General features: G+C 71.3%; 24 protein-coding genes. 12 read left to right on the top strand and 12 right to left on the bottom strand.

The genetic code is table 11. The features are described 5' to 3' along the window. Positions 1-91: 91 nt before the first annotated feature. A complete protein-coding gene (locus ACFYXB_RS31305) occupies positions 92-958 on the bottom strand; it encodes an alpha/beta fold hydrolase (RefSeq protein ID WP_389588029.1) in 867 nt (288 codons plus the stop codon). Between the two features lie 474 nt (positions 959-1,432). After that, on the bottom strand, positions 1,433-2,125 hold the full coding sequence (locus ACFYXB_RS31300; protein WP_351345686.1) for a metal-dependent transcriptional regulator: 693 nt from the start codon (positions 2,123-2,125) through the stop codon (positions 1,433-1,435). Positions 2,126-2,300: 175 nt separating this feature from the next. Here ACFYXB_RS31300 and ACFYXB_RS31295 point away from each other — a divergent pair, with 175 nt between their 5' ends. Both ACFYXB_RS31295 and ACFYXB_RS31290 read left to right on the top strand, forming a co-directional pair. Continuing rightward, positions 2,301-2,471 (top strand): hypothetical protein, encoded by a 171-nt coding sequence (locus ACFYXB_RS31295; protein WP_388498254.1) that lies wholly within the window; start codon positions 2,301-2,303, stop codon positions 2,469-2,471. Positions 2,472-2,575: 104 nt separating this feature from the next. Continuing rightward, the gene (locus tag ACFYXB_RS31290; RefSeq protein WP_389588027.1) at positions 2,576-3,331 is read left to right on the top strand and encodes an SIS domain-containing protein; all 756 of its coding nucleotides are present in this window, start codon (positions 2,576-2,578) and stop codon (positions 3,329-3,331) included. Between the two features lie 62 nt (positions 3,332-3,393). Here ACFYXB_RS31290 and ACFYXB_RS31285 read toward each other — a convergent pair whose 3' ends face one another. From ACFYXB_RS31285 to pdxH, 3 genes are all read right to left on the bottom strand, one after another. Further along, a complete protein-coding gene (locus ACFYXB_RS31285; RefSeq protein WP_389588025.1) occupies positions 3,394-4,863 on the bottom strand; it encodes a PAS domain-containing protein in 1,470 nt (489 codons plus the stop codon). A 135-nt stretch (positions 4,864-4,998) separates the two neighbouring features. Next, positions 4,999-5,448, bottom strand: coding sequence for a GNAT family N-acetyltransferase (locus tag ACFYXB_RS31280; protein ID WP_389588023.1), 450 nt, complete (start codon positions 5,446-5,448; stop codon positions 4,999-5,001). A gap of 300 nt (positions 5,449-5,748) precedes the next feature. Continuing rightward, complete coding sequence (gene pdxH / locus ACFYXB_RS31275; protein WP_388498380.1) at positions 5,749-6,384, bottom strand: pyridoxamine 5'-phosphate oxidase; 636 nt, start codon at positions 6,382-6,384, stop codon at positions 5,749-5,751. A gap of 288 nt (positions 6,385-6,672) precedes the next feature. Here pdxH and ACFYXB_RS31270 point away from each other — a divergent pair, with 288 nt between their 5' ends. Then, positions 6,673-7,773 carry a citrate synthase 2 gene (locus tag ACFYXB_RS31270; RefSeq protein ID WP_389588021.1) on the top strand — a complete coding sequence of 367 codons (1,101 nt, stop codon included), beginning with the start codon at positions 6,673-6,675 and terminating at the stop codon, positions 7,771-7,773. 132 nt (positions 7,774-7,905) lie between these two features. On the opposite strand, the gene ACFYXB_RS31265 is transcribed toward ACFYXB_RS31270, so the two are convergent. From ACFYXB_RS31265 to ACFYXB_RS31255, 3 genes are read right to left on the bottom strand one after another with little or no spacing between them, the layout of a single operon-like run. Continuing rightward, the gene (locus ACFYXB_RS31265) at positions 7,906-9,492 is read right to left on the bottom strand and encodes a transporter (RefSeq protein WP_389588019.1); all 1,587 of its coding nucleotides are present in this window, start codon (positions 9,490-9,492) and stop codon (positions 7,906-7,908) included. 20 nt (positions 9,493-9,512) lie between these two features. Beyond that, entirely contained in the window at positions 9,513-10,304 is a 792-nt protein-coding gene (locus ACFYXB_RS31260; protein ID WP_389588017.1) for an ABC transporter ATP-binding protein, read from the bottom strand. A 37-nt stretch (positions 10,305-10,341) separates the two neighbouring features. Beyond that, complete coding sequence (locus tag ACFYXB_RS31255; protein WP_389588015.1) at positions 10,342-10,995, bottom strand: bifunctional DNA primase/polymerase; 654 nt, start codon at positions 10,993-10,995, stop codon at positions 10,342-10,344. Between the two features lie 274 nt (positions 10,996-11,269). On the opposite strand from ACFYXB_RS31255, the gene ACFYXB_RS31250 reads away from it, so the two are divergent. Both ACFYXB_RS31250 and ACFYXB_RS31245 read left to right on the top strand, forming a co-directional pair. After that, on the top strand, positions 11,270-12,655 hold the full coding sequence (locus tag ACFYXB_RS31250) for a transcriptional regulator (RefSeq protein WP_389588013.1): 1,386 nt from the start codon (positions 11,270-11,272) through the stop codon (positions 12,653-12,655). Between the two features lie 201 nt (positions 12,656-12,856). Next, entirely contained in the window at positions 12,857-14,605 is a 1,749-nt protein-coding gene (locus ACFYXB_RS31245) for a hypothetical protein (RefSeq protein ID WP_389588011.1), read from the top strand. Between the two features lie 26 nt (positions 14,606-14,631). Here ACFYXB_RS31245 and ACFYXB_RS31240 read toward each other — a convergent pair whose 3' ends face one another. Beyond that, a complete protein-coding gene (locus ACFYXB_RS31240) occupies positions 14,632-15,936 on the bottom strand; it encodes an ABC transporter substrate-binding protein (protein WP_389588009.1) in 1,305 nt (434 codons plus the stop codon). A 117-nt stretch (positions 15,937-16,053) separates the two neighbouring features. Between ACFYXB_RS31240 and ACFYXB_RS31235 the strand changes: the two genes are divergently transcribed. After that, positions 16,054-16,554, top strand: a complete 501-nt coding sequence (locus ACFYXB_RS31235) for a hypothetical protein (RefSeq protein ID WP_351345647.1) — start codon at positions 16,054-16,056, stop codon at positions 16,552-16,554. Positions 16,555-16,600: 46 nt separating this feature from the next. Beyond that, positions 16,601-17,482, top strand: a complete 882-nt coding sequence (gene purU, locus ACFYXB_RS31230; protein ID WP_389588007.1) for a formyltetrahydrofolate deformylase — start codon at positions 16,601-16,603, stop codon at positions 17,480-17,482. A gap of 164 nt (positions 17,483-17,646) precedes the next feature. On the opposite strand, the gene ACFYXB_RS31225 is transcribed toward purU, so the two are convergent. Together ACFYXB_RS31225 and ACFYXB_RS31220 are read right to left on the bottom strand one after the other, a co-directional pair. Continuing rightward, positions 17,647-19,059: a zf-HC2 domain-containing protein gene (locus tag ACFYXB_RS31225; protein ID WP_389588005.1), complete on the bottom strand. Its 1,413-nt coding sequence runs from the start codon at positions 19,057-19,059 to the stop codon at positions 17,647-17,649. Next, positions 19,056-19,640: a sigma-70 family RNA polymerase sigma factor gene (locus tag ACFYXB_RS31220; protein WP_389588003.1), complete on the bottom strand. Its 585-nt coding sequence runs from the start codon at positions 19,638-19,640 to the stop codon at positions 19,056-19,058. Before ACFYXB_RS31220 ends, ACFYXB_RS31225 begins: the two co-directional genes overlap by 4 nt. 354 nt (positions 19,641-19,994) lie before the next feature. Between ACFYXB_RS31220 and ACFYXB_RS31215 the strand changes: the two genes are divergently transcribed. Together ACFYXB_RS31215 and ACFYXB_RS31210 are read left to right on the top strand one after the other, a co-directional pair. Next, complete coding sequence (locus ACFYXB_RS31215) at positions 19,995-20,375, top strand: STAS domain-containing protein (protein ID WP_351345638.1); 381 nt, start codon at positions 19,995-19,997, stop codon at positions 20,373-20,375. 125 nt (positions 20,376-20,500) lie between these two features. Then, a complete protein-coding gene (locus ACFYXB_RS31210; RefSeq protein ID WP_389588001.1) occupies positions 20,501-21,013 on the top strand; it encodes an EF-hand domain-containing protein in 513 nt (170 codons plus the stop codon). Here ACFYXB_RS31210 and ACFYXB_RS31205 read toward each other — a convergent pair. After that, positions 20,992-22,500 carry a class I adenylate-forming enzyme family protein gene (locus tag ACFYXB_RS31205; protein WP_389587999.1) on the bottom strand — a complete coding sequence of 503 codons (1,509 nt, stop codon included), beginning with the start codon at positions 22,498-22,500 and terminating at the stop codon, positions 20,992-20,994. The two genes, ACFYXB_RS31210 and ACFYXB_RS31205, sit on opposite strands and share 22 nt — an antisense overlap. A 185-nt stretch (positions 22,501-22,685) precedes the next feature. Between ACFYXB_RS31205 and ACFYXB_RS31200 the strand changes: the two genes are divergently transcribed. From ACFYXB_RS31200 to ACFYXB_RS31190, 3 genes are read left to right on the top strand one after another with little or no spacing between them, the layout of a single operon-like run. Beyond that, on the top strand, positions 22,686-23,879 hold the full coding sequence (locus ACFYXB_RS31200) for an amidohydrolase family protein (protein ID WP_389587997.1): 1,194 nt from the start codon (positions 22,686-22,688) through the stop codon (positions 23,877-23,879). Beyond that, on the top strand, positions 23,879-25,012 hold the full coding sequence (locus tag ACFYXB_RS31195) for an acyl-CoA dehydrogenase family protein (protein WP_389587995.1): 1,134 nt from the start codon (positions 23,879-23,881) through the stop codon (positions 25,010-25,012). The genes ACFYXB_RS31200 and ACFYXB_RS31195 overlap by 1 nt, the downstream gene beginning before the upstream one ends. Before the next feature lies 1 nt (position 25,013). Beyond that, positions 25,014-25,877, top strand: a complete 864-nt coding sequence (locus tag ACFYXB_RS31190) for an acyl-CoA dehydrogenase family protein (RefSeq protein ID WP_389587993.1) — start codon at positions 25,014-25,016, stop codon at positions 25,875-25,877. The last annotated feature ends 135 nt before the right edge of the window (positions 25,878-26,012 follow it).

The raw sequence follows: 26,012 nt of genomic DNA, 5'->3' as shown, positions 1-26,012 counted from the left end.
CACCTGGCGCCTCGCCCCGGCCACCGCATAGCGAAAGGGGCCGCCCGGCCTCCCGGCCGGACAGCGCCCCAGCAAGATTTTCAGCAGTCTTCTAGGCGAACAAGTCGCTCCCCAGCCCGTCAAGAAACGGCTCGACAACCGCCTGCCAGGCTCCCGGCTGGTCGTAGTGGACCAGATGCCCGGCGTCGACCACCTCGGCATACTGCCCACGCGGCAGCACCCGCACCATCTCCTGCGCCTCCGCCCGCCCCAGCTCCCCGTCCAGCCCTCGCACGACGAGCGCCGGGCACTGCACCTGCGCGAGTTCTTCCCAGTGCGCGTCGAACACCCATGTCTCGCGGGACTTGAGCATCTGCTCCGGCTCGAAGACGGGGCGCCAGCCGTCGGGGGACTCGTGCATCACCTCGGCGTAGAACTCGCCGCGCGCCTGGTTCGGGCGCTCCACCCAGGGGTCGTCCTCGCCGAACCACTTGCGTACGTCGCCGAGCGTGGCGAAGGGGACGGGCCAGGCCTTGAACCAGTCGGCCCACTCGCGCTGCGAGGCCGCGCCGAGGGCGGAGGCCCGCATGTCGCTGATGACCAGGCCGCGCACCAGGTCGGGGCGGGCCGCGGCGAGCTGCCAGGCGGTGAGCGCTCCCATGGCGTGGCCGATGAGGACGGCCGGGGCGAGGCCGAGCTGTTCGAGGGCGGCCTCGGCGTCCCCGATGTAGGCCTCACGGGTGTAGGCGGCCTGCGGGGGCTTGTCGCTCTGGCCGTGGCCGCGCTGGTCGAGGGCGATCGCGCGGTAGCGCCCGGAGAGCCAGCGGGCGGTGGGCGCCCAGTGCGAGGCGCGGCCCATGAGGCCGTGCAGTAACAGCACCCCGGGATCCTTCTCCGGGTCCGTCTTGGGAGGGTCAGCGAACTCCCAGGCGGCGAGGCTCACGCCGCCCGCTCCCCTCACGTCGATGCGCCGTGCCATGGCCGGCACCCCCCTAGCTCCGCTCGGACCGTACCGCTGTCCTGCCGTCGTGCTCCTGCGTGCCGTTGATCCGACCCCAGATTATCGAACCCTTATTCGAAAATACTCTTTCCGTGGCCAACACCCCTCGTTCGTGTGACCCGACGCCAGGAATGATCGCCGCCACCGAGGGGAGTTCTTACGCGGGAGGCGGACCGCTCGGGGAAAACGGTCCGAGGGGGACGACCCTGAGAGCTCGGGGCTCCGGGTCAGCACAGGGGAGGACAGGCCCCGGCGCCATAAGGCGCCGGGGCCATCCACATGTCTGCGGCACATTCTCCCCGCCCCCCTCAGGTCATATGCCTCTCGCGACAGCCTGACACGGGAAACGCCCGTGCGCTGCGATTCGGCGCACTGGATCTTGGATCGGACGCGCCCTACGGCGAACCCAACTGCCCCTGGAGTCCCGGGAGTTGAATACGACAGTCGCGAAAGTCAACGCTTGGCGACGAACACGTGGGAGGCGATGTCCGCCTCCAGCTCGGCCGCCTCGCCGCCGCTCCCGACGAGCACACCGCCCGCCGACTCCGTCACGCTCACGACCGAACCGGGCTGCACACCCGCCCGGCGCAGCGTGTACATGAGCTGCGCGTCCGTCTGGATGGGCTCGCCGATCCGGCGCACCACGACCGTCTTGCCGTCGCCGCCCGGGTCGAGATCGGCCAGCGACACCATGCCCTCATCGAGGAACGGGTCCGCGCCGTCCTTCTCGCCCAGCTCCTCCAGGCCCGGGATCGGGTTGCCGTACGGCGACTCGGTCGGATGCCGCAGCAGCTCCAGCACCCGGCGCTCCACCGCCTCGCTCATCACGTGCTCCCAGCGGCACGCCTCCGCGTGCACCTGCTCCCACTCCAGGCCGATCACGTCGACGAGGAGACACTCCGCCAGCCGGTGCTTGCGCATCACGCGCGTGGCCAGGCGGCGGCCCTCGTCGGTCAGCTCCAGATGCCGGTCGGTCGCCACCGACACGAGCCCGTCGCGCTCCATTCGCGCCACCGTCTGGCTCACAGTCGGCCCGCTCTGGTCCAGCCGCTCGGCGATGCGGGCGCGCATGGGGACCACGCCTTCCTCTTCGAGCTCGAGGATGGTGCGGAGATACATCTCCGTGGTGTCGATCAGTCCGGACATACGTGCCCCTCGATTAGCTCTGCCGGAAGCTGGCCGCTTCGGCGCGTGCGCTGGCCCTGGCTTCAATTCTGCCGGATACCACCGACAACCGTGCCGCGCCGTAGAAACCACGGGGTTACGATGCCGCCCGCCGCGCCCGGCCACCGGTCGGGCGATCACACGCAAGGGGGATCTCATGGCGGACTACGCCACGCACGCCGCCAGGGCCAGAGAGCACCTGGAATCGGCGGAGGGCTCGAAGGGACGGCTGAGCGAGACCCAGCGGATCGCGATGGCCGAGGTCGAGGCGCTCCTCGCGCTCGCCGCCGCGATCAACGGTCGGCGCGGCGACGTGACCGGCCACTGAGGCCCTGGCCCCGTCGGGAGGCCGACGCCCCGCACCCCGTATTGACAGCGCACTGGTCCAGACCGCACGGTGATCCGCGACACAGACCGCGAAGGGGGAACCGCATGAGCGACGGGACGCCGGCCGACCAGTTCTTCGACGCCGCGATCGGGCTGCTGCAACGGGCGCGCGACGAGGAGTCCGAGGCCATCACGGCGGCCGGCACACTCCTCGCCGACACCGTGGCGGCGGGCGGGCGGCTGTTCGCCTTCGGCGCCGGGCACTCCTCGCTCGCCGCCCAGGACATCGTCTACCGCGCCGGCGGTCTCGCCCTGATGAACCTGCTCGCCGTCCCGGGTGTCGTCGGCGTCGACGTCATCCCGGCCACCCTCGGGTCCGCCCTCGAACGGGTCGACGGACTCGCCGCCGCCGTCCTGGACACCTCACCGCTCCGGGCCGGCGACGTCCTCGTGATCATCTCGCTGTCCGGGCGCAACGCCCTGCCCGTGGAGATGGCCCTCAACGCCCGCGCCCTCGGCGTCAAGGTCATCGGCGTGACCTCGGTGGCGTACGCCTCGGAGACGAAGTCCCGGCATGTCTCGGGGTCGTACCTCAAGGACCACTGCGACATCGTCCTCGACTCGAAGATCGCGATCGGCGACGCGGAACTCACCCTCGACACCATCCCGGCCCCCTTCGCCCCCGCGTCCACGGTCGTGACCACGGCGCTCCTCCAGGCGGTCATGGCCACCACGGCCGCCACCCTCGCCGACCGCGGCATCGAGCCCCCGCTCCTGCGCTCGGGCAACGTCGACGGCGGCCACGAATGGAACGGCCGCATCATGGACGAGTACCGGGACCGGATCTTCTACCGGCGCTGACTGGGTGGGCGGGGGTGGGCTCGCCGGCCTGCGCTCGCGGGGTGCCGCTGCGACCGAAGCCGCTACCGTGCCTCGCCTGCCTCGCCTGCCTCGCCTGCCTCGCCTGCCTCGCCTGCCTCGCCTGCCTCGCCCGCCAGATCCAACGCCGCCGCGATCCGTACGGCCACGTCCTCGGCGTACGTCGCATCGGACCGCTCGAAACGGCTGCGCCCCGCACCCCGCAGGAACGTCACGACGCCCAGCGTGCGGCCCCGGCTGCGCAGCACCGCGCACAGGGCGTGCGCCGAGTCGCCGGGCCACTGGCGGGCCAGCGCCCACGAACGGGCGCGCTCGGATGAGACCGAACCGGCGTCCGCCCGCACCATCCCGGCCCGCTCGACGCACTGCAGCGCGGGATGGCCCTCCTCGTACCGGACGGGCAGCCCGGCCGCCCCGGTGAGCAGACTGGGCCCCGGTGCCCCGGAAGGCGTCTCGGCTATCCGTACCAGCCGCACCGCCCCCACCGCACCATCGGCCAGGAACCCGCCCGCCACCCGGTCGATCAACGCATGGTCGGCGAAGCCGGCGAGCGCGAAGTCCAGATGCACGGTGGCCGCCTCCGCAGGGTCCTCGCACTCGGCCGCGGCCCGCGCCGCCCGGTGCAACTGATTCGCCCGGAACCGCAGCAGCGCCGCCTCCTGCTCCCCCTGCTTGGCCTCGGTCACGTCCTGGAACAGCCAGCCGACGCCGAGCGGCACCGGTTCCTCGGCGAGCGGCGAGGCCAGCCGCAGGAACCCGCTCCGCCAGCAGCGCCGCTTGTCGCCCTCCGGCGTGCGCACGCTCACCCACATCTCGGCGGGCGCGGGCGGCGCACCCTCGGCCAGGACATGCGTGAGCGCGCCCTCCAGCTCCTCGACCCCCTGGGCGAGCAGCTCGCCGAGCGGCCGCCCCAGCACTGACGTACGGCCGGTGCCGAGCGCCCGCGCCGCGTGCGCGTTGACCACGGCGGGCCGCAGATCGGCGTCGACGAGCACGACGCCCCACGAGGCGTCCTCGAACAGCGCCTCGCTCAGCGCGATGGACCGCTCCAGATCGATCTGCGCGTGCACCTCGCTGAAGGCGCAGTACACACCCGCGGGCTTCCCGTCCGGGCCGCGCACGGCGGCGGACTGGGTCCGTACGAGGACGCGCCCGCCGTCCTTCGTGACCAGCGCGAACTCATGCACCTGCCGTCCCGGGGCATGCATGACGGACAGCAGCCGCGCCTCGACCTCCTGCGCGTCCGCACTCCGTACGGCCCACCCGGCGAACCCGTGCCGCCCCACGGCCTCGGCCGCGGTCCAGCCCAGGATCCGCTCGGCCTCCCGGTTCCAGTGGGTGACGACGCCGTCCGCGTCGAAGGCGCACAGGGCGGCGTCCATGCCGTCCAGCAGCGCGGCGAGCAGATCGGAGCCGCCGGCCTCCTCCGGACCGGCCGAGCCCGACCCGCCGGCCCGCTCGGGCTCGTCCGGCCCGAGCTCGTCGGTGGTCCCACTACGCCGGGAAGCACTCACCTGGACCCCCTGCAGGCTGCGTCCGCGTGTATGGCGCGAAGGTTGGCTCACTGCCCTTCATTCAACTCGAACGTGACACAGCACACACTTGGTTCCCGCAAGATTGAAGGAATCGTTGTACTGAGCCGCCATGCTCTACGCCCCGGACGCGAGCCTGAGATCGACCCAAAGATCGTTCTCCCCGTCCAGCACATACCGCTCGACCTCGACAAACCCACGCCGCCCAGCGAACCTCAGCCCGTCCTCGTTCGCCGCAAGCACACACGTCTCGACCACACCGGCACCGAGCACGCGCGCGTGGGCGAGACAGTGCTCGTACAGTTCGGTGCCGTATCCCCGCCGCCGGAACTCGGGCAGCACCCGCACGATCACGGTGACCGCCCCACCCGCCTCCTGCGGCGGCCGCACGGTGGAGCACCCGACGAGGACGTCCCCGACGTAGGCGTTCTCCAGCCGGTACCGCTCCCGTCGCTCCCGCGCCTCGTCGAGGGACATCGCGGCGGGCGGCACGATCACGTTGTGGACGTGCCGCCACTGCTCGAGCACGGCGTCGCCGTCCACCACGGCCAACCGAAGATCAGTCACGGCAGCAGCCTACGAAAAAAAGGGCTTGAACGGGGGCCGAGCGGTTCTTAGTGTGTGGTGCACACGAGAAGGGAGGTGGTTCGGCAGATGTATGAAAACCGGACGCGTGAGGTGGCTGCGGGCTAGCGGCCCGTCACCACACCGAGTGCGGTGCCGGACCAGCACGTGAGGTACGCGTGCAGCCGGCCCAATCCCAAGCAGTCACCCGACCCGCGAGCTCGCCGGTACGTCCGGCCGGCTTCTCCGTCGTCAGGCGGAGGGACCCGAGCTCGCGGGTCGTCTGCGTTCAGGCGTACGGCCTCACGGGCTGAGGCGTTCCACCCGCCACGTGCCGTCCGGCTCCGCGACGTACCGCAGCCGGTCGTGGAGGCGGTTCTCGCGGCCCTGCCAGAACTCGACCGTCTGGGGGGCGATACGGAAGCCCCCCCAGTGCGGTGGCACCGGGACCTGTTCGCCCTCGGGGTAGCGCGCACTCAGTTCGGCGTAGTGGGCGTCCAACTCGGCGCGGGTGGTCACCGTGGACTGTGTGCTGGCCCAGGCGCCGAGCTGGGAGCCGTGCGGTCGGGTACGGAAGTAGGCGGCGGTCTCGTCGCGGCCGGTGCGGCGGGCGGTGCCGGTGACGACGATCTGGCGGGCGATGGGGTGCCAGGGGAAGACGAGGGAGACGTACGGGTTTTCCGCCAGCTCGCGGGCCTTGCGGGACTCGTAGTTCGTGTAGAAGACGAAGCCTTGTTCGTCGTAGTGCTTCATGAGGACCGTGCGGGAGCTGGGGCGGCCCTCGGCGTCCGCCGTGGAGACGACCATCGCGTTCGGTTCGTAGATCGTGCCGTGCGCGGCGGCCAGCGCGGCCTGTTCGAACCAGCGCCTGAACTGGTCCATGGGGTGGGCGGCCAGGTCGGACTCGTCGACGCCCTCGACTCGGTAGTGCTTGCGCATGGAGGCGGGATCGAGGATGGGGTCAAGGTCGGTCACGCGGTCATCTTGCCGTATGCGTGACAGCTTGCGCGTACGGCTGTGTCTGGCACTGAGTGCCGCATGCCCTCCCCAAAGGTGACACTCGGAGATATGGTGCTGATGCCCTTCCGGTTGGGGTGACGACCGGCCGATCGGGGCATCACCGGGGTGACCGTCGTGGACCGCGAGTCCTGAGAGTGACCGTGGAATCGCGGCGGGCCTGCATCCGCGTCCTGGCATTTCGCCGCACTCATCATTAGGAGCCGCCTGATGTCCGACTTCGTACCCGGGCTCGAAGGAGTCGTCGCGTTCGAGACGGAGATCGCCGAACCGGACAAGGAGGGCGGGGCGCTGCGGTATCGGGGCGTCGACATCGAGGATCTCGTCGGTCACGTCTCGTTCGGGAACGTGTGGGGGCTGCTCGTCGACGGCGCCTTCAATCCCGGTCTGCCGCCGGCCGAGCCGTTCCCGATCCCCGTCCACTCCGGTGACATTCGGGTGGATGTACAGTCCGCGCTCGCCATGCTCGCCCCGGTGTGGGGCCTGAAACCGCTCCTCGACATCGACGAGCAGCAGGCCCGGGACGACCTGGCGAGGGCGGCCGTCATGGCGCTGTCGTACGTCGCCCAGTCCGCGCGCGGGCAGGGCCTGCCGATGGTGCCGCAGCGGGAGATCGACAAGGCGAACTCGGTCGTGGAGCGGTTCATGATCCGCTGGCGCGGCGAGCCGGACCCGAAGCACGTCGCGGCCGTGGACGCCTACTGGACGTCCGCCGCCGAGCACGGCATGAACGCCTCCACCTTCACCGCCCGGGTGATCGCTTCGACCGGTGCGGATGTCGCGGCCGCGCTGTCCGGCGCCGTCGGGGCCATGTCCGGTCCGCTGCACGGCGGCGCGCCCTCCCGGGTTCTCGGGATGATCGAGGAGATCGAGCGCACGGGCGACGCGGAGGCGTACGTCAAGCAGGCCCTCGACCGGGGCGAGCGGCTGATGGGCTTCGGGCACCGGGTCTACCGGGCCGAGGACCCGCGGGCGCGGGTCCTGCGGCGTACGGCGCGTGAGCTGGGCGCTCCGCGGTTCGAGATCGCGGAGGCGTTGGAGAAGGCGGCGCTGGAGGAGTTGCACAACCGCCGGCCCGACCGGGTGCTGGCCACGAACGTGGAGTTCTGGGCGGCGATCATGCTGGACTTCGCGGAGGTTCCGGCGCACATGTTCACGTCGATGTTCACGTGTGCGCGTACGGCGGGGTGGTCGGCGCACATTCTTGAGCAGAAGCGAACGGGTCGCTTGGTGCGGCCTTCAGCGCGGTATGTGGGGCCCGGGGTGCGTAGTCCTCAGGAGGTTTCTGGGTACGAGGACATTGCCCACTGAGGTGGCGCCTTGGGGGCGCGGGTGGCTTCGGGTGCGTTGTGGTTGCTCGCGCCCACGCGGCGGAGCCGCACATCGATACAGCCCCGCGCCCCTATGGGCGCGCTCTCCTGGCCCGGCATTGAAAAGGTCCCCCTAGCCCTTGCTCACCGCCGTGAGGATCTCCGGGAGGTGGGCCGCGGTGCGGGGGGCTGCCAGGTGCAGGCCCAGCCAGGTGATCGTCGTGCCGTAGGCCGCGCCTGCCGGTAGGAGCAGCCAGGTCCACTCGTTGCCGTTCGCGATCAGGTTCAGGGTGATCGTGAGCACGATGACTGGGGCGCAGAGGAGGGCCGCCGCGACCATGCCGCCGAAGATCGCGATCCAGGCGAGGCCCGCCTGGCCGGGGGCCACGTTCTTGTAGCCCTCCTGCGGGATGGAGTAGGGGAAGCGGGCCGAGGTCCACGCGCCCGTCGCGAGCATCGCGCCGAGCAGGGCGAAGGACAGGCCGAGAACCTCGGGGAGCCGGGGCCAGTCGCCGAGCATGGCCGTCGTCAGGACGGTCACGAGCGTGGCGTACGGCAGGGTGATCAGCAGGAGTGCCAGCGCCCGGCCGCGCAGCTCGACGTACGCGTCCCGACCGGAGGAAATCGTCATGGCGACGATCCAGAACGCCGACGTGTCCTGCCCGAACTGGTTGTACATCTGGATGCCGAGCATCCCGGAGGCGAAGCACGCGAAGTAGATGGATCCCGTGCCCTGCAACGCGTTGAACACCGGCACGATCAGACCGATGGCGAGCGAGGTCACCCAGGCGGCCTTGGTCTTCGGGTCGCGCCAGATGTAGCGCAGGGAGCGTTCCATGACCGTGCCCGTGCGTCCCGCGGGCAGCAGTCGGGCGAGTCCGGTCGAGGAGCGTTCGCGGGCGCCGGCGTCGGCGGCCTGGAGCGTCGAGCCGTCCGGCGCGGTCATCAGCCGGGTCAGGCTGCGCGCCCACACCACGACCAGCAGCCCCAACGCGACGGTGCTGAGCAGCAGTTGGGCGGCGGCCAGGCCGTACGAACCCTCGCTCACCGAGTGCACGGCGCCCACCGCCGACGCGGGCGGCACCCAGCGCAGCACGTCCGCGACCGGGGTGAGCTGCCCGAGCCCGGCCGAACCGAGGCGCTGGGCGCCGAAGTTGACCAGCTGTGCCCCGATCGCGATGACCAGGCCGCTGAGCACGGCCAGGTCACGGCCCTTGCGGCTGGTCAGCAGCCGTACGTTGGCCGCGGCGACGGCCCGCGCGAGCGCCACGCAGACCAGCAGGGCGAGGAAGAGCGCGACGACGGCGGTGGCGTAGGCCGCCGCTCCGTGCGCGACCGATACGACGCAGCCGAGCAGCAGGAGCAGCGTGAACAGCGGACCGATGCCGACGAGCGAGGCCGCCAGCAGGGCCCGTACCAGAGACCGTGGCTGCAGCGGCAGCATGACGAGGCGGGTCGGGTCGAGGGTCTCGTCGCCGCCCGGGAAGAACAGCGGCATCACCGCCCAGCCGAGCGCCAGCACGGACGTGCCGATGACGGCGACGGCGTCGACGTGGGCGTGCCCGCGCAGGGAGATCAGGCCGAGCAGCTGCAGCGCGGCGAACAGGAGCGCGATGACGGCCGAGGCGACGAACGCGGCCCGCCGGCCGCCGGACTGCCGCAGCCCGTTGCGCAGCAGCGACAGTTTCAGTCGTACGACGGTGGAGGTGACGCTCGTCATGGTGCTCGCCGTGGCGCTCGTCATCGGGCCCCGCCGCCCAGCCAGTCCAGGTTCGAACCGGCGTCGCGCCCCTGTGCGCCCACGAGTTCCAGGAACGCCCCCTGAAGTGTGGTGTGCGCCCCGCGCACGTCGGACAGCGGGCCGGTCGCGCGGATGCGGCCCGCCGCCATCACGGCCACCCAGTCGCACAGGGACTCGACGAGTTCCATGACGTGGGAGGAGAAGACGACCGTGGCGCCCGACGCCGTGTACCGCTCGAGGACACCCCGGATGGTCTGCGCGGAGACCGGGTCGACGCCCTCGAACGGCTCGTCCAGGAAGAGGACTTCGGGGTTGTGGAGGAGTGCGGCCGCGAGCCCGATCTTCTTGCGCATGCCGGTCGAGTAGTCGACGACGAGCTTGTGCCGGGCCCCGGCCAGGTCGAGTACCTCCAGCAGCTGGGTGGCCCGCTTGTCCACCTCGCCTCCCGGCAGTCCGCGCAACCGCCCCGAGTAGCCGAGCAGTTCGCGTCCCGACAGCCGCTCGAACAGGCGCAGGCCCTCGGGCAGGACGCCGATGCGGGCCTTGACCGCGACCGGGTCCCGCCACACGTCGTGCCCCACGACCTCGACGGACCCCTGATCGGGCCGCAGCAGCCCGGTCACCATGGAGAGCGTGGTGGTCTTCCCGGCCCCGTTGGGCCCGACGAGCCCGATGAACTTCCCGGCGGGCAGCTCAAGATCGACCCCGGCAACAGCAACCTGCTGCCCGAACCGCTTCCAGAGCCCCCGCACCCGAACGGCGGCCGTACCGACTCCCGCATGTTCCGTCATGCGAGAACCCTACGGCGGGGCAGCCGGGCCCGAGCGGTTACCGATCCCGCCCGCACGCATACGCGAGCGGCGAAATCAACTCCTCCGCATCGGGCAGCCACCGGTTCGCCGGGGTCGGCCGGCAGGCCCACTGGACCGCGCCGCTGGAGCCGTAGCGAGTCGGCGGCGCCGCCACGTAATTGCCCTCGCCGAGCGCCACCAGGTCGAGCGAACCCTGGGACCAGCCAAGACCCCGCACCAGATCAGGAACCTTCACGGACGCGCCCGGCAGCACGAAGAAGTGCATCCGCCGGTCCGGGGTGAGCGTCACCGGCCCCAGCGTCAGCTCCATCCGCTCCATGCGGGCCAGGGCCAGGAACCCGGCGCTCTCCGGGACGGACAGCGCGTCGAACGTACGCCCCGTGGGCAGCAGGATCGAAGCCGTGGGCTGCTTCTGCCACATCCGCCGCGTGACGGTCGCGCTGCCGGTCGCCAGCGCCGGCCAGTCCGCGCGCGCCGGATGCGCGCCCGGGGCGACGCACCGGGCGTCGCCGCACGAGCAGCGGTGCCGGCCTTCGACGGCTTCCAGCCAGGTGCCGGGGAACACGTCCCAGTGCCGCTCCGCGGCATAGCGAACGGCGGTCTCGAGCAGGGAATCCCCGCGCTGCTTCGGGATCTGAGCGGCTTCGGTGCCCGCGATCGTCTCTTCCACGCTCCACTCAACTCCCGCACCCACCTGGAGTTACGGGGGCAGCGCGCGCGGGGGAGGAGCATCGATTCCGCAATTGGGGCGCATGGGTGCACATGTGGGGGCGCGCGGGAGGAAGCGGGGCGTGACCTGGGTAGCCAGGGAGGGGGTCGGCATCAGCCCTTACCCCGGCAATCCTCACATGTCCCGCATTGTCGTCCCGGCAGCGGGGCATTGATCTTCAAGGATCTTCAGAGCCGGATCAGTTCGCATCAGGGATTCGCAGGGGGTAGCGCTCATGGCCGCAAGGCCTCTCGTCGCGCGGCAGCCGAACGAACGGCTGCAGGCGCTCATCCAGGAGGCGGGGTGCTCGAACGCCGGGCTCGCCCGCCGCGTCAACATGTGCGGCGCCGAGCACGGACTCGACCTGCGCTACGACAAGACGTCCGTGGCCCGCTGGCTGCGCGGCCAGCAACCGCGGGGCCGCGCACCGGCGATCATCGCCGAGGCACTGGGCCGCAAGCTCGGCCGTACGGTCACGATCGACGAGATCGGGATGGCCAACGGCAAGAACCTCGCCTCGGGCGTGGGTCTCCAGTTCTCGCCGACGGTACTGGGGGCCATCGAGCAGGTCTGCGAGCTGTGGCGCAGTGACGTGGGCCGGCGGGACTTCCTGTCCGGCTCGTCCGTCGCCGCGTCCGCGCTGGTCGAGCCCAGCCGCGACTGGCTGATCTCGTCGCCGGACGCGCAGGTGGCGCGCCAGGCGGGGCCGCGGGTGGGGCAGTCCGACGTGGCGGCCGTGCGTGCGATGACCCAGGCGCTGACCGATCTCGACCACCAGTACGGCAGCGGGCATGTGCGCCCGGTCGTCGTGCACTACCTCAACAGCGTGGTCTCCGGGCTGCTCGCCGGGTCCTACCGGGAGGCGGTGGGCCGCGACCTGTTCGCCGCGGTGGCCCGACTGACCGAACTCGCCGGGTACATGGCCGTCGACACCGGCCAACCCGGCCTCGCCCAGCGCTACTACATCCAGTCGCTGCGCCTCGCGCAGGCGGCGGGCGACCGCGGGTACGGCGGCTATGTGCTCGCCGCGTCCATGAGCCATCTCGCCGCGGAGCTCGGAAACCCGCGGGAGATCGCGCAGTTGGCGCGGGCGGCGCAGGAGGGGGCGCGCGGGCGGGTGACGCCGCGTGCGGAGGCGATGTTCTTCGCGGCCGAGGCGCGCGGGCACGCCCTGCTCGGGGACGCGCGCGCGGCGGAGGTGGCGTCCGGGCGGGCGATCACGGCCATGGAGGGTGCCGACGCGGCCTCCGGGGACGACCCGGTGTGGATCGCGCACTTCGACGAGGCCTATCTGGCCGACGAGTTGGCGCACTGCCACCGTGACCTGGGACAGGCCGAGGCGGCGGCACGGGCCGCCGAGCAGTCGCTGGCGGGCCACCCCGAGTCCCGGGCGCGCAGGCGGGCCATCGGTTATGTGCTTCTCGCCACAGCCCAGGTGCAGCAGCGGGAGATCGAACAGGCCTGCCACACCGGTCTGAAGGCGGTGGATCTGCTGGAGAAGATCCGCTCCAACCGCGGCGCCGAGTACCTGGACGACTTCCAGCAGCGGCTGGAGCCGTACCGGGACGAGCCGGTGGTGCGTGAGTTCGGGGCGCGTCTGGAGCTGCAGCAGGCGGCATGAACAGAGGCTTGGTGGATGGGTGAACGTGCGGGAAACGAGTCGCCGGCGTGCGGGAGGTGACATAAACAGCGCATCCCGGGGCGCGTTTGTTACTGCTGTCACAGGGAAGAAGATCGCGCCCAGTGCTGCGTGGCACCCGGCTCGGGGGACCCGGTAGCGTGAGCCGATGATTCCGAAGGTCCCCCATTCGTAGGAGTCCCGGTGACGCAGAGTGGACAGGGCGAGCCCGCGCGCGAAGGCATCGTGCTGCCCTCCGACGGCGGCGAGCCCCTGCTGCCGGGTATGACGGGCGGACCCGCCCCGCAGCCGGTCGCGCCGGCGGCGCAGCCTCCGGCCGCGGCCCCGACCGGCGGCCAGGCCTGGGGCAGGCCGTGGGGCCCCGGCCCCGAGCAGCAGACCTCCCAGTCCGACCAGGGCTGGCCCCCGGCGCCCGGGGACCAGTGGGGCGCCCCGGAGCAGCACGCCGCCTGGCACGCGCAGAGCACCCCGGGCGCGCTGCCCCCCGAGGGCGCCCAGGCGTCGTACGACGACCGGGCCCCGCACAACGGGTCGTACGGCACGCCGGCGGACGCCGTTCAGTCGCCCTACGGCCAGGGGGCGCACGCCGGACAGCAGTCGTACGGCCACGACGCCGATGCGGGCCACTCCACGTACGGCCACGGAACTCACGCCGCTCCCGGTGGCGCCGACGCGCACCAGCAGCCGTACGCACAGGGCGGCCAGTCGCACGCCGCGCCCCTGCCGCCCGCCACCGAGGGGTACGCCGCCCCGGCCACGGGCGTGTACACGTCCGACGCCGGCGCGGCCCTGCCGCCCGCCGCGCACGGTGCCGCACTGCCGCCCGGCGGCCCGCTGCCCCCGGCCGTCGACAACGCGACCACGTACCTCCCGTCGGTCGCCGCGGACGAAGGCGCCACCCAGTACATTCCGCCCGTCGCGGCCGCTCACGTCGACGAGGGCGCGACCCAGTACATAGCCCCGGTGGGTCCGGGTGCGCTGCCGCCCGAGGTCTCGGGTGAGGAGACCCGGTTCCTGGGGCAGATGCCGCAGGCCGCCGTGCCGAACTCCGATGCCGAGGCCACGCAGTACATGGCCCCGGTGCCCGGAGCGTACGGCGGGGAGCGGCAGCCGCCCGCCGAGTTCGACAACCTCTTCCGCGAAACGTCCGCCGCCGAGAGCCCGGCCGCGTCGACCCAGCAGATGCCGCGCTTCGAGCAGCCGCAGAGCCCCTACCAGGGCGGACCGCAGCCGTCGTACGCCCCGCCCGGGCCCGGCGGTGGCCGACGCGGCGCGCAGGGCGGAGACGGCGGGGGACGCGGGCGCACGGGCTCTCGGATGCCGGTGATCGCCGCCGTCGGCGTCGGCATCGTCGTCCTCGGCATCGGTGCCGGTGCTCTGCTCAGCGGTGGCGGGGGCGACGGGAAGAAGGACAACAGCAAGAACGTCGCCGCCTCGGCGCCCGCCACTGACCAGTCGGGCTCCCCGGCCGCCGACGCGGCCAAGCAGCAGGCCGTCGCGCTCGACAAGCTGCTCGCCGACAGCGGCAGCAGCCGCGCCACGGTGATCAAGTCGGTGGCCGACGTGAAGTCCTGCAAGAACCTGCCGGGCGCCGCCGCCGACCTGCGCGCCGCGGCCAAGCAGCGCAACGGCCTGGTCACGCGACTGTCGCAGCTGTCCGTGGACAAGCTGCCGAACAACGCCGCGCTGACCGCCGCCCTCACCAAGGCGTGGCAGGCGTCCGCGTCGGCCGACAGCCATTACGCGGCGTGGGCCGACCAGGCAGCCGGCCGTCACGGCTGCCGCAAGGGCCAGGCCCGCGGCACCGGCCAGACCCTGGCGGGCGACAAGGCGAGCTACACCGCCAGCAGTGAGAAGGCCAAGGCGGCCGGCATGTGGAACGCGATCGCGAAGACGTACGGACTCACTCAGCGCCAGCCCACCCAGCTGTGAGGGGCGCCGGGGTGAGCCCCGCCGACTTAGTCGATCTTCGTGTTCTCCAGGGTCTTCGTCACGTCCACGATCCCGCCCTTCTTCGCCGACACGAGCTGGCCGCCCTTGACGACCTGGAGCGTCACGTCGGCGTTGACCAGCCGGGGGAAGCCGACCGAGGCGAGCTTGCCCTGGTAGGGCCACTCCAGGGTCGGCGTGAGGCCGCCCGTGTTGACCTTGAAGCCGTCGTTGAGGGTCTGCCGCACGCTGCGCCCGGTCACCTCACCGTCGCCGATCTTGTCCAGGACCGCTTTCAGGACGGTGTAGGCGATCCATGTGGTCTGGACTCCGGCGTCCGCGGGGTCGATGCGGTTGTCGCCGAAGGCCTCCTTGTTGATGACCTTCTTCATCGGACCCCAGCGGGAGTCGGATGCCACCGGGTACCAGCCCGTGATGTACGCCCCCTCGTAGGGCCCGCTCGCGCCGCCCGTCGAGTTGATCACTGTCTGGTCGACGCTGCCCAGCACGGTGGCGGTGCGCACCGACGGGTAGTCGTCGCGGGCGCGCCGGAAGGAGTCCATGAAGATGTCCGTGCGTTCGCCGAGTGCCGGCACCACACACCCCCTCTTCAGCGGGTCCCGGGATGCGTCCTGCAGCGCAAGCTCGGACTGCTTGCTGTACTCGGTGGCGTCCTCCGCCGCGAGCTGGTCGCCGGCCGCCTCGTGCCCGCCGGTCTCCAGGCCCGAGTCGAGCAGCGCGGGCAGTTCGTCACCGGCGATGCTGTCCGGGCGGACGAGGGTGACGGGGCCGCAGCTTCCAGCGAGCGCCTTGCCGAGACCGGCCAGGAGGGTGGGCTGACCGCCGTTGACCGGGTACGACATGGAGCTGGTGAACTCCCCGTTCGTCACGCCGTAGCCGCCTATGTACGGGATGCCCGCGCCCTCCAGCGGGGCGAAGTACGAGTCGCCGAACTGGCTGTAGGAGCCGACGACCGCGACGACGTCCTCGTTCACCGCGCGCCGGGCGCACTTGGCCGCGTCCACGCTGTCGTTGTGGTCGTTGCAGGTCAGGAGCTCGAGCTTGCGGCCGTTGATACCGCCGTGGTTGTTGATCCACTTGACGTAGGCGCTGGCCATGGCCGGCATGCCCGGCTTGTTGGTGGAGTTCGTCTTCTGGGGCGCCCAGGTCATCACCTTGATCGGGCCGTCCCCTGCGGCGGTGCCGGGGATGACCCCACAGCCGGCGGTGAGCGACGCACAGGCCACGAGTGCGCCCGCGGTCAGCGCGGTCGTTCTGGTGGGCCTGGTGAGAAGGGGGAGGAAGGTGCTGCGGTTATGTCGCCTGCCGGTCATGAACAAGCACGATTCCGCCACACTGCTAACCGGCGAGTGACCCTTGGTCAACGATGGGTGACGCACAGGTGAATTGCGGGGGCCGGTGAGATGCCTGAGATGAAGAACGTACGATCGATGACCGTGCAAGGTTCGGAGAACTCTTCCCGTCGCGGCCATCGCTCCTCCACCATGGGCGACATGCCACAGAACGACATGCCGTGGTGGCGCTGGCGCAGCAATGTGCGCTCCGCGCTGCACATGCTCTCCGATCCGGTGTTCCAGAGGGACGTCTGGCTGGCAGGCGTCGACGGGTACGGCGACGTCACCGACGCCGTGTACCGGCTCGTCGAGGACACCTGGCTGGACAACTGGTCCGCCGAGAAATACGTCGGCACGATCTTCCGGGACTCGCAGGAGGCGGCACTCGTCGACACCGCCGTGCTGCGGGTGCTGCGGATCATGCACCAGGTCGGTCCCGACGCCCCCGTGCAGGCCTACCTCGAGCACCACGCCTGGCCGGAGGCGGTGCGGGCGGCGCGCGACGCGCACGTGCGCATGTCGACGAGCGACGGCGACGACCCGGACGCGCCGCCGCGGACGCTCGAGGTGCTGCGCATCATGACGCGGTCCGCGTAGCGGACGGTGCCCCGCGGGACAGGGTCGATATGGGACCCTGTCCTGCATGAACGAGCAGTCCGCCCCCGGCGCGCGCCCGGCCGACCAGTACGTCCTCAACGTCACCTGCCCCGACAGGACGGGCATCGTGCACGCCGTGTCGAGCTACCTGTTCATGACCGGTTGCAACATCGAGGACAGTCAGCAGTTCGGCGACCACGACACGGGACTGTTCTTCATGCGCGTCCACTTCTCGGCGGAGTCTCCGGTGACCGTGGACAAGCTGCGGGCGAGCTTCGCGGCGATCGGTGACTCCTTCCAGATGGACTGGCAGATCAACCGGGCCGACGAGAAGATGCGCATCGTCCTGATGGTCAGCAAGTTCGGCCACTGCCTCAACGACCTCCTCTTCCGGGCCCGCATCGGCGCGCTGCCGGTCGAGATCGCGGGCGTGGTCTCCAACCACACCGAATTCGCGGAGCTGGTGGAGTCGTACCACATCCCCTTCCACCACATCCCGGTGACGAAGGACACCAAGGCGCAGGCCGAGGTGCGGCTGCTCGAGATCGTCCGCGAGGAGAACGTCGAGCTCGTCGTCCTGGCCCGCTATATGCAGGTCCTCTCCGACGACCTGTGCAAGCAGCTCAGCGGCCGGATCATCAACATCCACCACTCCTTCCTGCCGAGCTTCAAGGGCGCCAAGCCGTACCACCAGGCGCACGCCCGTGGCGTCAAGCTGATCGGCGCCACCGCGCACTATGTGACGGCCGACCTCGATGAGGGCCCGATCATCGAGCAGGAGGTCGAACGAGTCGGCCACGACGTGACGCCGGACCAACTGGTTGCGATCGGGCGGGACGTGGAGTGCCAGGCGCTGGCCCGTGCAGTGAAGTGGCACGCGGAGCGGAGGATTCTGCTCAATGGGCGACGGACGGTCGTGTTCGCCTAGGAGCTCGGGGACGTCCGGTTCGTTGGCGGCCGCGGGCGCGTGGGGGCCGTTCGCGCAGTTCCCCGCGCCCCTTGGGTACGTCCGCTGAACCTACTTAAGGGGCGCGGGGAACTGCGCGACCAGCCCCGGACGGGCCGCGGCCGCCAACGAACCCTCGCCCACCCCTACATCCGGCTCAACGAAGCCGCAGCGAACAGCACCTCCCTGATCGCGGCACGGTCCCCCACCTGCCCCGCCGCAGCCTCCGCGGGAGACACGTGGCCGGCGGCCAGGCGGCAGAACTCCACGCCGTCCAGGGCGACATGGGCCACCTCGTCGTCGGCGGAGGCCGTTGCGCCCGGGGAGTCGAGCGGGATGAACCACTGGCCCCCGCCCATGCCCTCGATCTCGAGCCGCAGGCTCCGGCCGGGCGCGCCGGCCGGAACGAGATGCGGGGTGAGGCCCGGCGGAGCCAACCCGTCCCGGCGGCGGGACGCCAGCGCGGCCGGGAGCATCCGGGCCGCCAGGTCGATCATGCTGTGCAGATGGCGCGGCGAGGGCGGCTCGTACGGATAGTCCACCGCGTCCGCGATGTCCTCGGCGTGCACCCAGCACTCGAAGGCCCGGTCCAGCATCGCGTCGTGCAGCGGCAGTTCGAAGTCGCCGTACGGCACCCCGAGTTTCCCGGCGCCGCCGCCCGTGAAGGACACGGTCCGTACGACGTTGTGGCTCTGCTCACGCCATGGCAGCCGCACGGCGCGCGTGGGCGGGAAGTGCGAGGCGCGCCAGTATGCCTCGGTGCGCTCGGCCGGACCCGTGGCGTCCCGCACGGTGGCCTCGGGCAGCGGGTCGTCCAGGCCCAGCGCCACCGCGACCAGTCCGTCGACCGACAGCAGGTGGGCGATCACCCCGGCGACGGTCGTACGGCGGCTCGTCGGCGCGTCGGCCTTGAACCAGCGCAGCCGTACCGGCGCGTGCCACTCGGCATCCCCTATGTCCTGGAGCAGTGCGTCGAGCCGCGCGGTCTCCGCGTCGTACGGCACCGCCCACTCGGGCACCGGGATGCCCGGGGGTCTGCGCTCCAGGGCGCTCGCCAGGACGCGGGTGCGCAGGCCCGGGTCCAGGTCGAGGTTCTCGGGCTGGTGCAGCAGGCCGACGGCGTCGCGCAGCCGCAGCGCCTCGTCGGCGCAGGTGCCGCACTCGCCGAGGTGCTCCTCGACGGCAGCCGTCTCCGCGGCCGAGCAGGCGGCCAGCGCCCAGGCACCGAGCAGCGACCGCAGCACACCGTGCGGCAGCGCCGGCGGGGCGGGCGTCACGTCGTCCAGCTCGGGCAACGGCAGCCCGCTGTCCTCGACGGAGACCCGTGGCACCGGTATGCGCGGCGCCCGACGGGATTCCGGCCCACGTCCGGCCACACCCTCCGTGTCACCGCGTTCCCCCTGTTCCGGAGTTTGTTCCGGAGTCCTGGAGTCGCGGGCGCCCGGCTCGTCCTGGCCCGACGCGCCTTCCACGTCGTCCGGATCGTCCCGGCCCTCGCCGTACTGACCGTCGTAGTCCTCATGGTCGTCATGCGCGCCGTACCCTCCCTTCCCGGTCACACCGCACCCCCGTACCCCGGTGGTGTCCCGGTGTCGTGGGCGGTGGACAGGAGCTGGAGGCCCAGGCGGAGTCGGCGGCGGGCCTCGTCCTCGGTGACGTCCAGGTCGGCGGCGGTCTGGCGGTAGTCGCGGCGCTGGAAGTAGGCCAGCTCCAGGGCGCGGCGCAGCGGGGTCGGCATCGAGTGAACGATGTAGTCGGCGCGGGCGGCGATCGAGGCGTGCCGCACCTTCAGCTCCAGTTCCTGAGCGGCGGCCTCGGCGCAGCCCTCCTCGCCGCGGGTGAGCGCGGCGGTCTCGGTGGCGCGCAGCCGCTGCACGGCGAGCCGGTGCGTGAGCGCGGCGATCCAGGAGCGCAGGGGGCCCTGCCTGGGGTCGTAGGCGTCGGGGTGCTCCCAGACGTGGGTGAAGACCTCACGAGTGATCGCGTCGGCAGCGCGCTCGTCGTCGAGGACGCGGTGGGCCAGGCCGTGCACGAGGGAGGCGAACCGGTCGTAGAGCTCGCCGAGGGCCGCCGCCTCTCCGCGTGCGAGCCGCTGCTGCATCTTGCGGTCCCAGCGGGGCGGTGCGTCCTTCTTCGCCATACGGCCCCCTCCCGACGTACATGCCCATGCCCGTGTCCAGCGTGTATCCACCGTCTCCTCGAATGTAGTCGGCACGTCCGACAGGGCACGCCCCATTGTTGTTTTGTGCGTCCCCTGCCGGGCCGCAGGTGGTAATGGACCTTCACAGACCTGGCGCAGACCTGGCCCATGCCCAATCCACATCTGATCGAACAGGATCGAAGTCGACTAAAACAAGCCTCTTCTGTTCGAATTCCGTTTCTGTTGCCGTGTTTGCGGGAACGGCCCGTGGGCAGCCGCGCTGCATGGAAGCGTAGGAATTACTTCCGTTTCCGGACGGTTCACGCATCCGGGAACTTCCGGCGAGCGAAAGGCGTGGTGGTGGCGTTCAAGGTGACCGAAGCCGAGCACGGCGACTGGGCCGTGCTCCAGGTGTCGGGCGAGCTGGACCTGGTGACCTCGCCCGTGCTGCGCCAGCGGGTGCACGACGTGGTGGCCGACGGCCACCACAGTCTCGTCGTCGACCTCGCCGACGTGTTCTTCTGCGACTCCAGCGGCGTCGGCGTGCTGATAGCCGCCCGCCGGCTGATCCGCTCCTGCCAGGGACGACTACGGCTCATCCTGCCTGCCCGGGGAACGGACGACGGCTCGCACGTCAACCGGGTCCTCGGTGCCCTCGGCGTGCGCCGCCTCTTCGACGTCCACCCCGACGTCGAATCGGCGACCGACGACGAGGCCGGCCCCCTGTCTGCGTGACGCTGTTGTCCCGGAATTCCCCCGGTCTTGGCACAACCGTCGTTTCCCGACTCCACGATCGGCCCGGGCGTCGTACGCTCCGTGCGAGATGTACCCCCACGTGACGTAAGGCGGCCCGAAGAGACATGGTCACCACCGAGTACGGGCGCAGGATCGCGGCCCGGTTCGACACCTTCGACCAGGATGGCAACGGCTACATCGACCGGGAGGACTTCAACTCGGCCGCCAAGGCGCTGCTCGCCGAGTTCTCCACGGCGGCCCGCTCCGACAAGGGGCAGGCGCTGTACGCAGGCGCCGAGGCGTTCTGGCAGGGCATGGCGGGGATAGCGGACCGGGACGGCGACCAGCGCATCACCCGTGACGAGTTCGTGGGCGGCGCGGTGAAGCGGCTGCGCGACAACCCCGACCGGTTCGCGGAGATCGCCCGCCCCTTCCTGCACGCCGCCCTGGCCGTCGCGGACACCGACGGCGACGGCGCGGTCACGGTCGAGGACACCGTGCGAGTGCTGCACATCCTCGGCGTCCGGGAGGACATCGCCGAAACGGTCGCCGTCGCACTCGACATCAACGCCGACGGCAAGGTCGGAGAGGCGGAGATCGTGCCCGCGTTCGCCCGCTACTTCACGGTCCCCGAGTAGCGCTCGCGCAGCTTGTACTTGAGCACCTTCCGCAGCGTGTCGCCCCGCGGAAGGGCGTCCACCACCTCCAGCTGCTCCGGCAGCTTGTGCACCGACAGCCCTTCCGCGCGCAGATACGCCGTCACCGCCTCCAGGGTCGGCTCCCCGGCCCCCGGCGACCGCTCCACCACGGCGCACACCCGCTCCCCGCGCTCTGCGTCCGGCAGCCCGACCACCGCCACGTCCCCGACGTCCGGATGCCGGTGCAGCAGGTCCTCGATCTCCTTCGCGGAGATGTTCTCGCCCTTGCGGATGATCACGTCCTTGAGGCGTCCGGTGAGCACCAGATGCCCGCTTCCGGTCAAGAAGCCCAGGTCGCCGGTGCGCAGAAAGCCCTCCTCGTCGAAGGCCTCGGCGGTCTGCGCCGGGTCCAGATACCCCTGGCAGACGGCCTCCCCGCGCAGCCGCACCTCCCCGCCGACGATCCGTACCTCCATCCCCTCCGGCGGCCGCCCCTCCGTCGTCGCGAGGTTCTCCACGGTGTCGTCCGGCGCCCCCATCGTGATCATCGGCACCTCGGTCATGCCGTACCCGTGGGTGAGCTGCACGCCCATCTCGCGCACGACGGCGTGATAGACCTCCGGCGGCTTCGGCGCCCCGCCGCCGGCGAGCAGCCGCAGCGTCGGGATCACCCTCTCGCCGGGCTGCTTGCGCTGCTCGGCGAGGAACATCGAGTAGAACGCCGTCGACCCGCCCGCCACCGTCACCCCGTGCCTGCGGTACCCGTCCAGCGCGTCCGGCAGGGCGAACTGCTCGAACATCACCGCCGGGAAGCCGTACAGCAGCAGCATCACCGTGTAGTCGGGCCCGGCGATATGGGCGTAGGGGAACGCCATCGAGCCCACGTCGTCGGCCGACAGCCGCAGCGCGTGCGCGAGACACGACCCGCCCGCGATCAGCGAACGGTCCGTGTGCAGCACGCCCTTGGGGTCGGAGGTGGTCCCCGAGGTCCAGTAGATCCAGCGCACGGAGGTGCCGTCGGCGGGCGGCGCGGGGAGCACCCCGGGATCGCCTTCGGGCAGCCGGTCGTACGCCTCGAAGACCCCCTTCGCACCCAGCCGCCGCGCCAGCTCCGTGTGGTCGTACCCCCGCCACACCCCCGGCACGGCGAAGAACTCCGCCTTCGACTCGCGCAGCGCGAAGCCGACCTCCCGGTCCCGGTAGAAGGGGATGACCGGCGACTGTACGGCGCCCAGCCGGGCCAGCGCGAAGGAGAGCACGGCCGTCTCGATGCGGGTGGGCAGCTGCCAGGCGACGACCGTGCCGGTGCGTACGCCCATGCCGTACAGGCCCGCCGCCACCCGCTCGGCCCGGTCGCGCAGCTCGCCGAAGGTCAGGGACCGGTCGTCCTGGAGGAACACCGGGCGGTCGGGGGTGAGTTCGGCGCGGCGGGCGACCAGGTCCCAGAGGGTGCGGGACGTGCTCAGTTCGTGTGCGGTGGCGTTCACGGCGGCCCCCAAAGCTGACGGACAGTCAGATCGTGGCAGGAGCGTAGGGCCGCATGCCTTGTCGGTCCAGAGGGGCGGGACTAGCCTGCTCGGTGAAGTGAATCTGACGGTCCATCAGATATCGCGAGTCCGTCAGACATCGACGGATCCGTCAGATTTCGGCTGCGCCCGGCGGAGGGGACCCCATGGCCGAACTGCCCCGCATCATCAGCGTCGACGACCACGTCATCGAGCCGGCGCATCTCTTCGAGACCTGGCTCCCTGCGAAGTACCGCGACCGCGGCCCGCGGCCGCTGACCGCTGGGATCGGTGAACTCGCCTACGTGGGCGGCAAGTACCAGATCACCATGGACCCGGACGGTCCGCCCACCGACTGGTGGATCTACGAGGACCTCAAGTTCCCGTACAAACGCAACATCGCCGCCGTCGGCTTCGACCGCGACGACATGACCCTGGAGGGCATCACCAGGGAACAGATGCGGCCGGGCTGCTGGGACCCCGTCGAGCGGCTGAAGGACATGGACCTCAACCACGTCGAGGCGTCCCTCTGCTTCCCGACCTTCCCGCGCTTCTGCGGCCAGACCTTCGCCGAGGCGCACGACAAGGAGGTCGCGCTGGCCTGCGTGCGCGCCTACAACGACTGGATGGTGGAGGAGTGGTGCGGCGACAGCGGCGGGCGGCTCATCCCGCTGTGCCTGATCCCGCTGTGGGACGTGGAGCTGGCCGTCGCCGAGATCCGCCGCAACGCCGCGCGCGGGGTGCGGGCGGTGACCTTCTCCGAGATCCCCACCCACCTGGGGCTGCCCTCCATCCACTCCGGGTACTGGGACCCGTTCTTCGCGGTGTGCCAGGAGACCGGGACGGTCGTCAACATGCACATCGGCTCGTCCTCGCAGATGCCGGCCGCCTCCCCGGACGCGCCGCCCGCCGTCCAGGCCTCGCTCAGCTTCAACAACGCCATGGCCTCGATGATGGACTTCCTGTTCAGCGGTGTGCTGGTGCGCTTCCCGACGCTCAAACTCGCCTACTCCGAAGGGCAGATGGGCTGGATCCCGTACGCCCTGGAACGCGCCGACGACGTCTGGGAGGAGCACCGCGCCTGGGGCGGGGTCAGGGACCTGATCCCGGACCCGCCGTCGACGTACTACTACCGGCAGATCTTCTGCTGCTTCTTCCGCGACAAGCACGGGGTGGCGTCCCTGGACGTCGTCGGCCGTGACAACGCCACCTTCGAGACCGACTACCCGCACGTCGACTCGACCTTCCCGCACACCAAGGAGGTCGCCCTCGACCATGTGAAGAGCCTCGACGACGAGACGGTCTACAAGCTGATGCGCGGCAACGCGATCCGCATGCTCGGGCTGGACCTCGACCGCTGATGGATCTCACGTACACGCCCGAGGAGGAGGACTTCCGGGCGCGGCTGCGGGAATGGCTGGCGAAGGTGCTGCCCGGCCTGCCCCCGAAGCCTTCCCCGGACGACTGGCCGGGCCGCCGCGCCTACGACCTCGGCTGGCAGCGGACGCTGTACGACGCCGGGTACGCCGACGTCCACTGGGACGCCTCTCCCACCATGCGGCTGATCTTCCTGGAGGAGACGGAACGGGCGGGTGCGCCCTATGTCGGCGCGGGGTTCGTCGGGCTGCTGCACGCCGGGCCGACGATCGCCGCCGAGGGCACGGCCGAGCAGCGGGCGCGCTGGCTGCCGCCGATCCTGCGCGGCGACGCGGTGTGGTGCCAGGGCTTCAGCGAACCGGACGCCGGCTCCGACCTCGCGTCGCTGCGCACGCGCGCGTGGCGGGACGGCGACGGCTATGTGGTGAGCGGGTCCAAGATCTGGACCTCGCACGCCGAAGTCGCCGACTGGTGCGAGCTGTTGGTGCGCACCGACCCCGCGGCGCCCAAGCACCGGGGCATCACCTGGCTGGCCATGCCCATGAACGCCCCGGGCATCACCGTACGGCCGCTGCGTACGCTCGCCGGGTCGGCGGAGTTCGCCGAGGTGTTCCTGGACGAGGTGCGGGTGCCGGTCACCAACCGGGTCGGCGCGGAGAACGACGGCTGGCGCGTGACCATGGTGACGCTGTCCTTCGAACGCGGTACGGCGTTTGTCGGCGAGGTCGTCGCCTGCCGTCGCGTCCTGGGCGAACTGGCCCGCGCGGCCCGGGAGAACGGCCGCTGGGACGACCCGGCGCTACGGCGGCGGCTCGGCGCGCTGAACGCCGAGTTCCGCGCGCTGTGGCGGCTGACGCAGTGGAACGTGAGCGAGGCGGAGGCCACTGGCGGCGTGCCCGGCGTGGGGGGTTCGGTTTTCAAACTGAGGTATTCGCACGCCCGTCAGGAGCTGTACGACGCGGCGGCGGACGTCCTCGGCAGCGCGTGCCTCGACCTCGACCGGCCGTGGGTCCTCGACCGGCTCTCCTCCCTGTCGTACACCATCGCCGCCGGCACCTCGCAGATCCAGCGCAACATCGTGGCCGAACGGATCCTCGGCCTGCCGAAGGGACGGTGACGTGCGGTTCCAACTGACCGACGACCAGCGCGCGTTGCGGGACGGCGTACGGCAGCTGCTGGCCCGGCGCTTCGACGCCGACGCGCTACGGGCGGCCGTCGCGGCACCCGGTCTGGACCGGGCGCTGTGGCGGGAGCTGGGCGCGGCGGGTTTCTTCGCCCTGCGGCTGCCCGAGGCGGACGGCGGGGTCGGACTCGGCCTGCCGGAGACCGTGTTGGCCTTCGAGGAGGCCGGCCGCGCCCTGCTGCCCGGCCCTCTGCTGGCCACCCACCTCGCGGCCGGGACCGTGCCCGGAGCGGCCACCGGAGAGACGGTCGTCGCGGCCGTCGACGGCGGGCTGGTGGAGTGGCTGGCGGAGGCCGACGTCGTGCTCGGGGACGCCTCCGGGGCCGTACGGCTGCGCTCGGTGGACCCGCTGACGCCGCTGCACCGGGTGCCCGATCCGGGTGTGCGAGACGGTGTGGCCGTACTCCTCACCGCCGCCGAACAGCTCGGCACCGCCACACGCGCGTGCGAGCTGGCCGTGCAACACGCCCGGACGCGCGAGCAGTTCGGATCGCCCGTCGGGGCATTCCAGGCGGTCAAACACCTGTGCGCGGAGCTGCTGGTGCGTGCCGAGACGGCCCGTGCCGCGGTCTACGCGGCGGCCGTCACCGGCGACCCGATGGACATCGCCGCGGCCCGGCTGCTCGCCGACGAGGCGGCCGTGCGCGGCGCCCGCGACTGCCTCCAAATACACGGCGGCATGGGCTTCACCTGGGAATCAGAGGTGCATCTGCTGCTCAAACGGGCGTGGGTACGCGCCCAACGTGTCGGAGGCAGCACGGAGAGTGAGGAAGCGCTCGCCGCCGATCTGGTCGCCTGAGGCGCCGAACGCCCTCTGGGCTGCGGGATCGGCGAGAAGTCCGTCGAGGATGTCACGGAACGTGGCATACCGGAATCACGGAGCGTTGATACCGGGTTGTGTCCAACGCGTGACTCGTCACGTCCTGGAGTCAGG

The organism is Streptomyces sp. NPDC002619 (assembly GCF_042889305.1).
GTDB lineage: Bacteria > Actinomycetota > Actinomycetes > Streptomycetales > Streptomycetaceae > Streptomyces.
The sequence above is the reverse complement of the archived record's forward strand: the minus strand, read 5'-3'. Positions and strand labels throughout refer to the sequence as shown.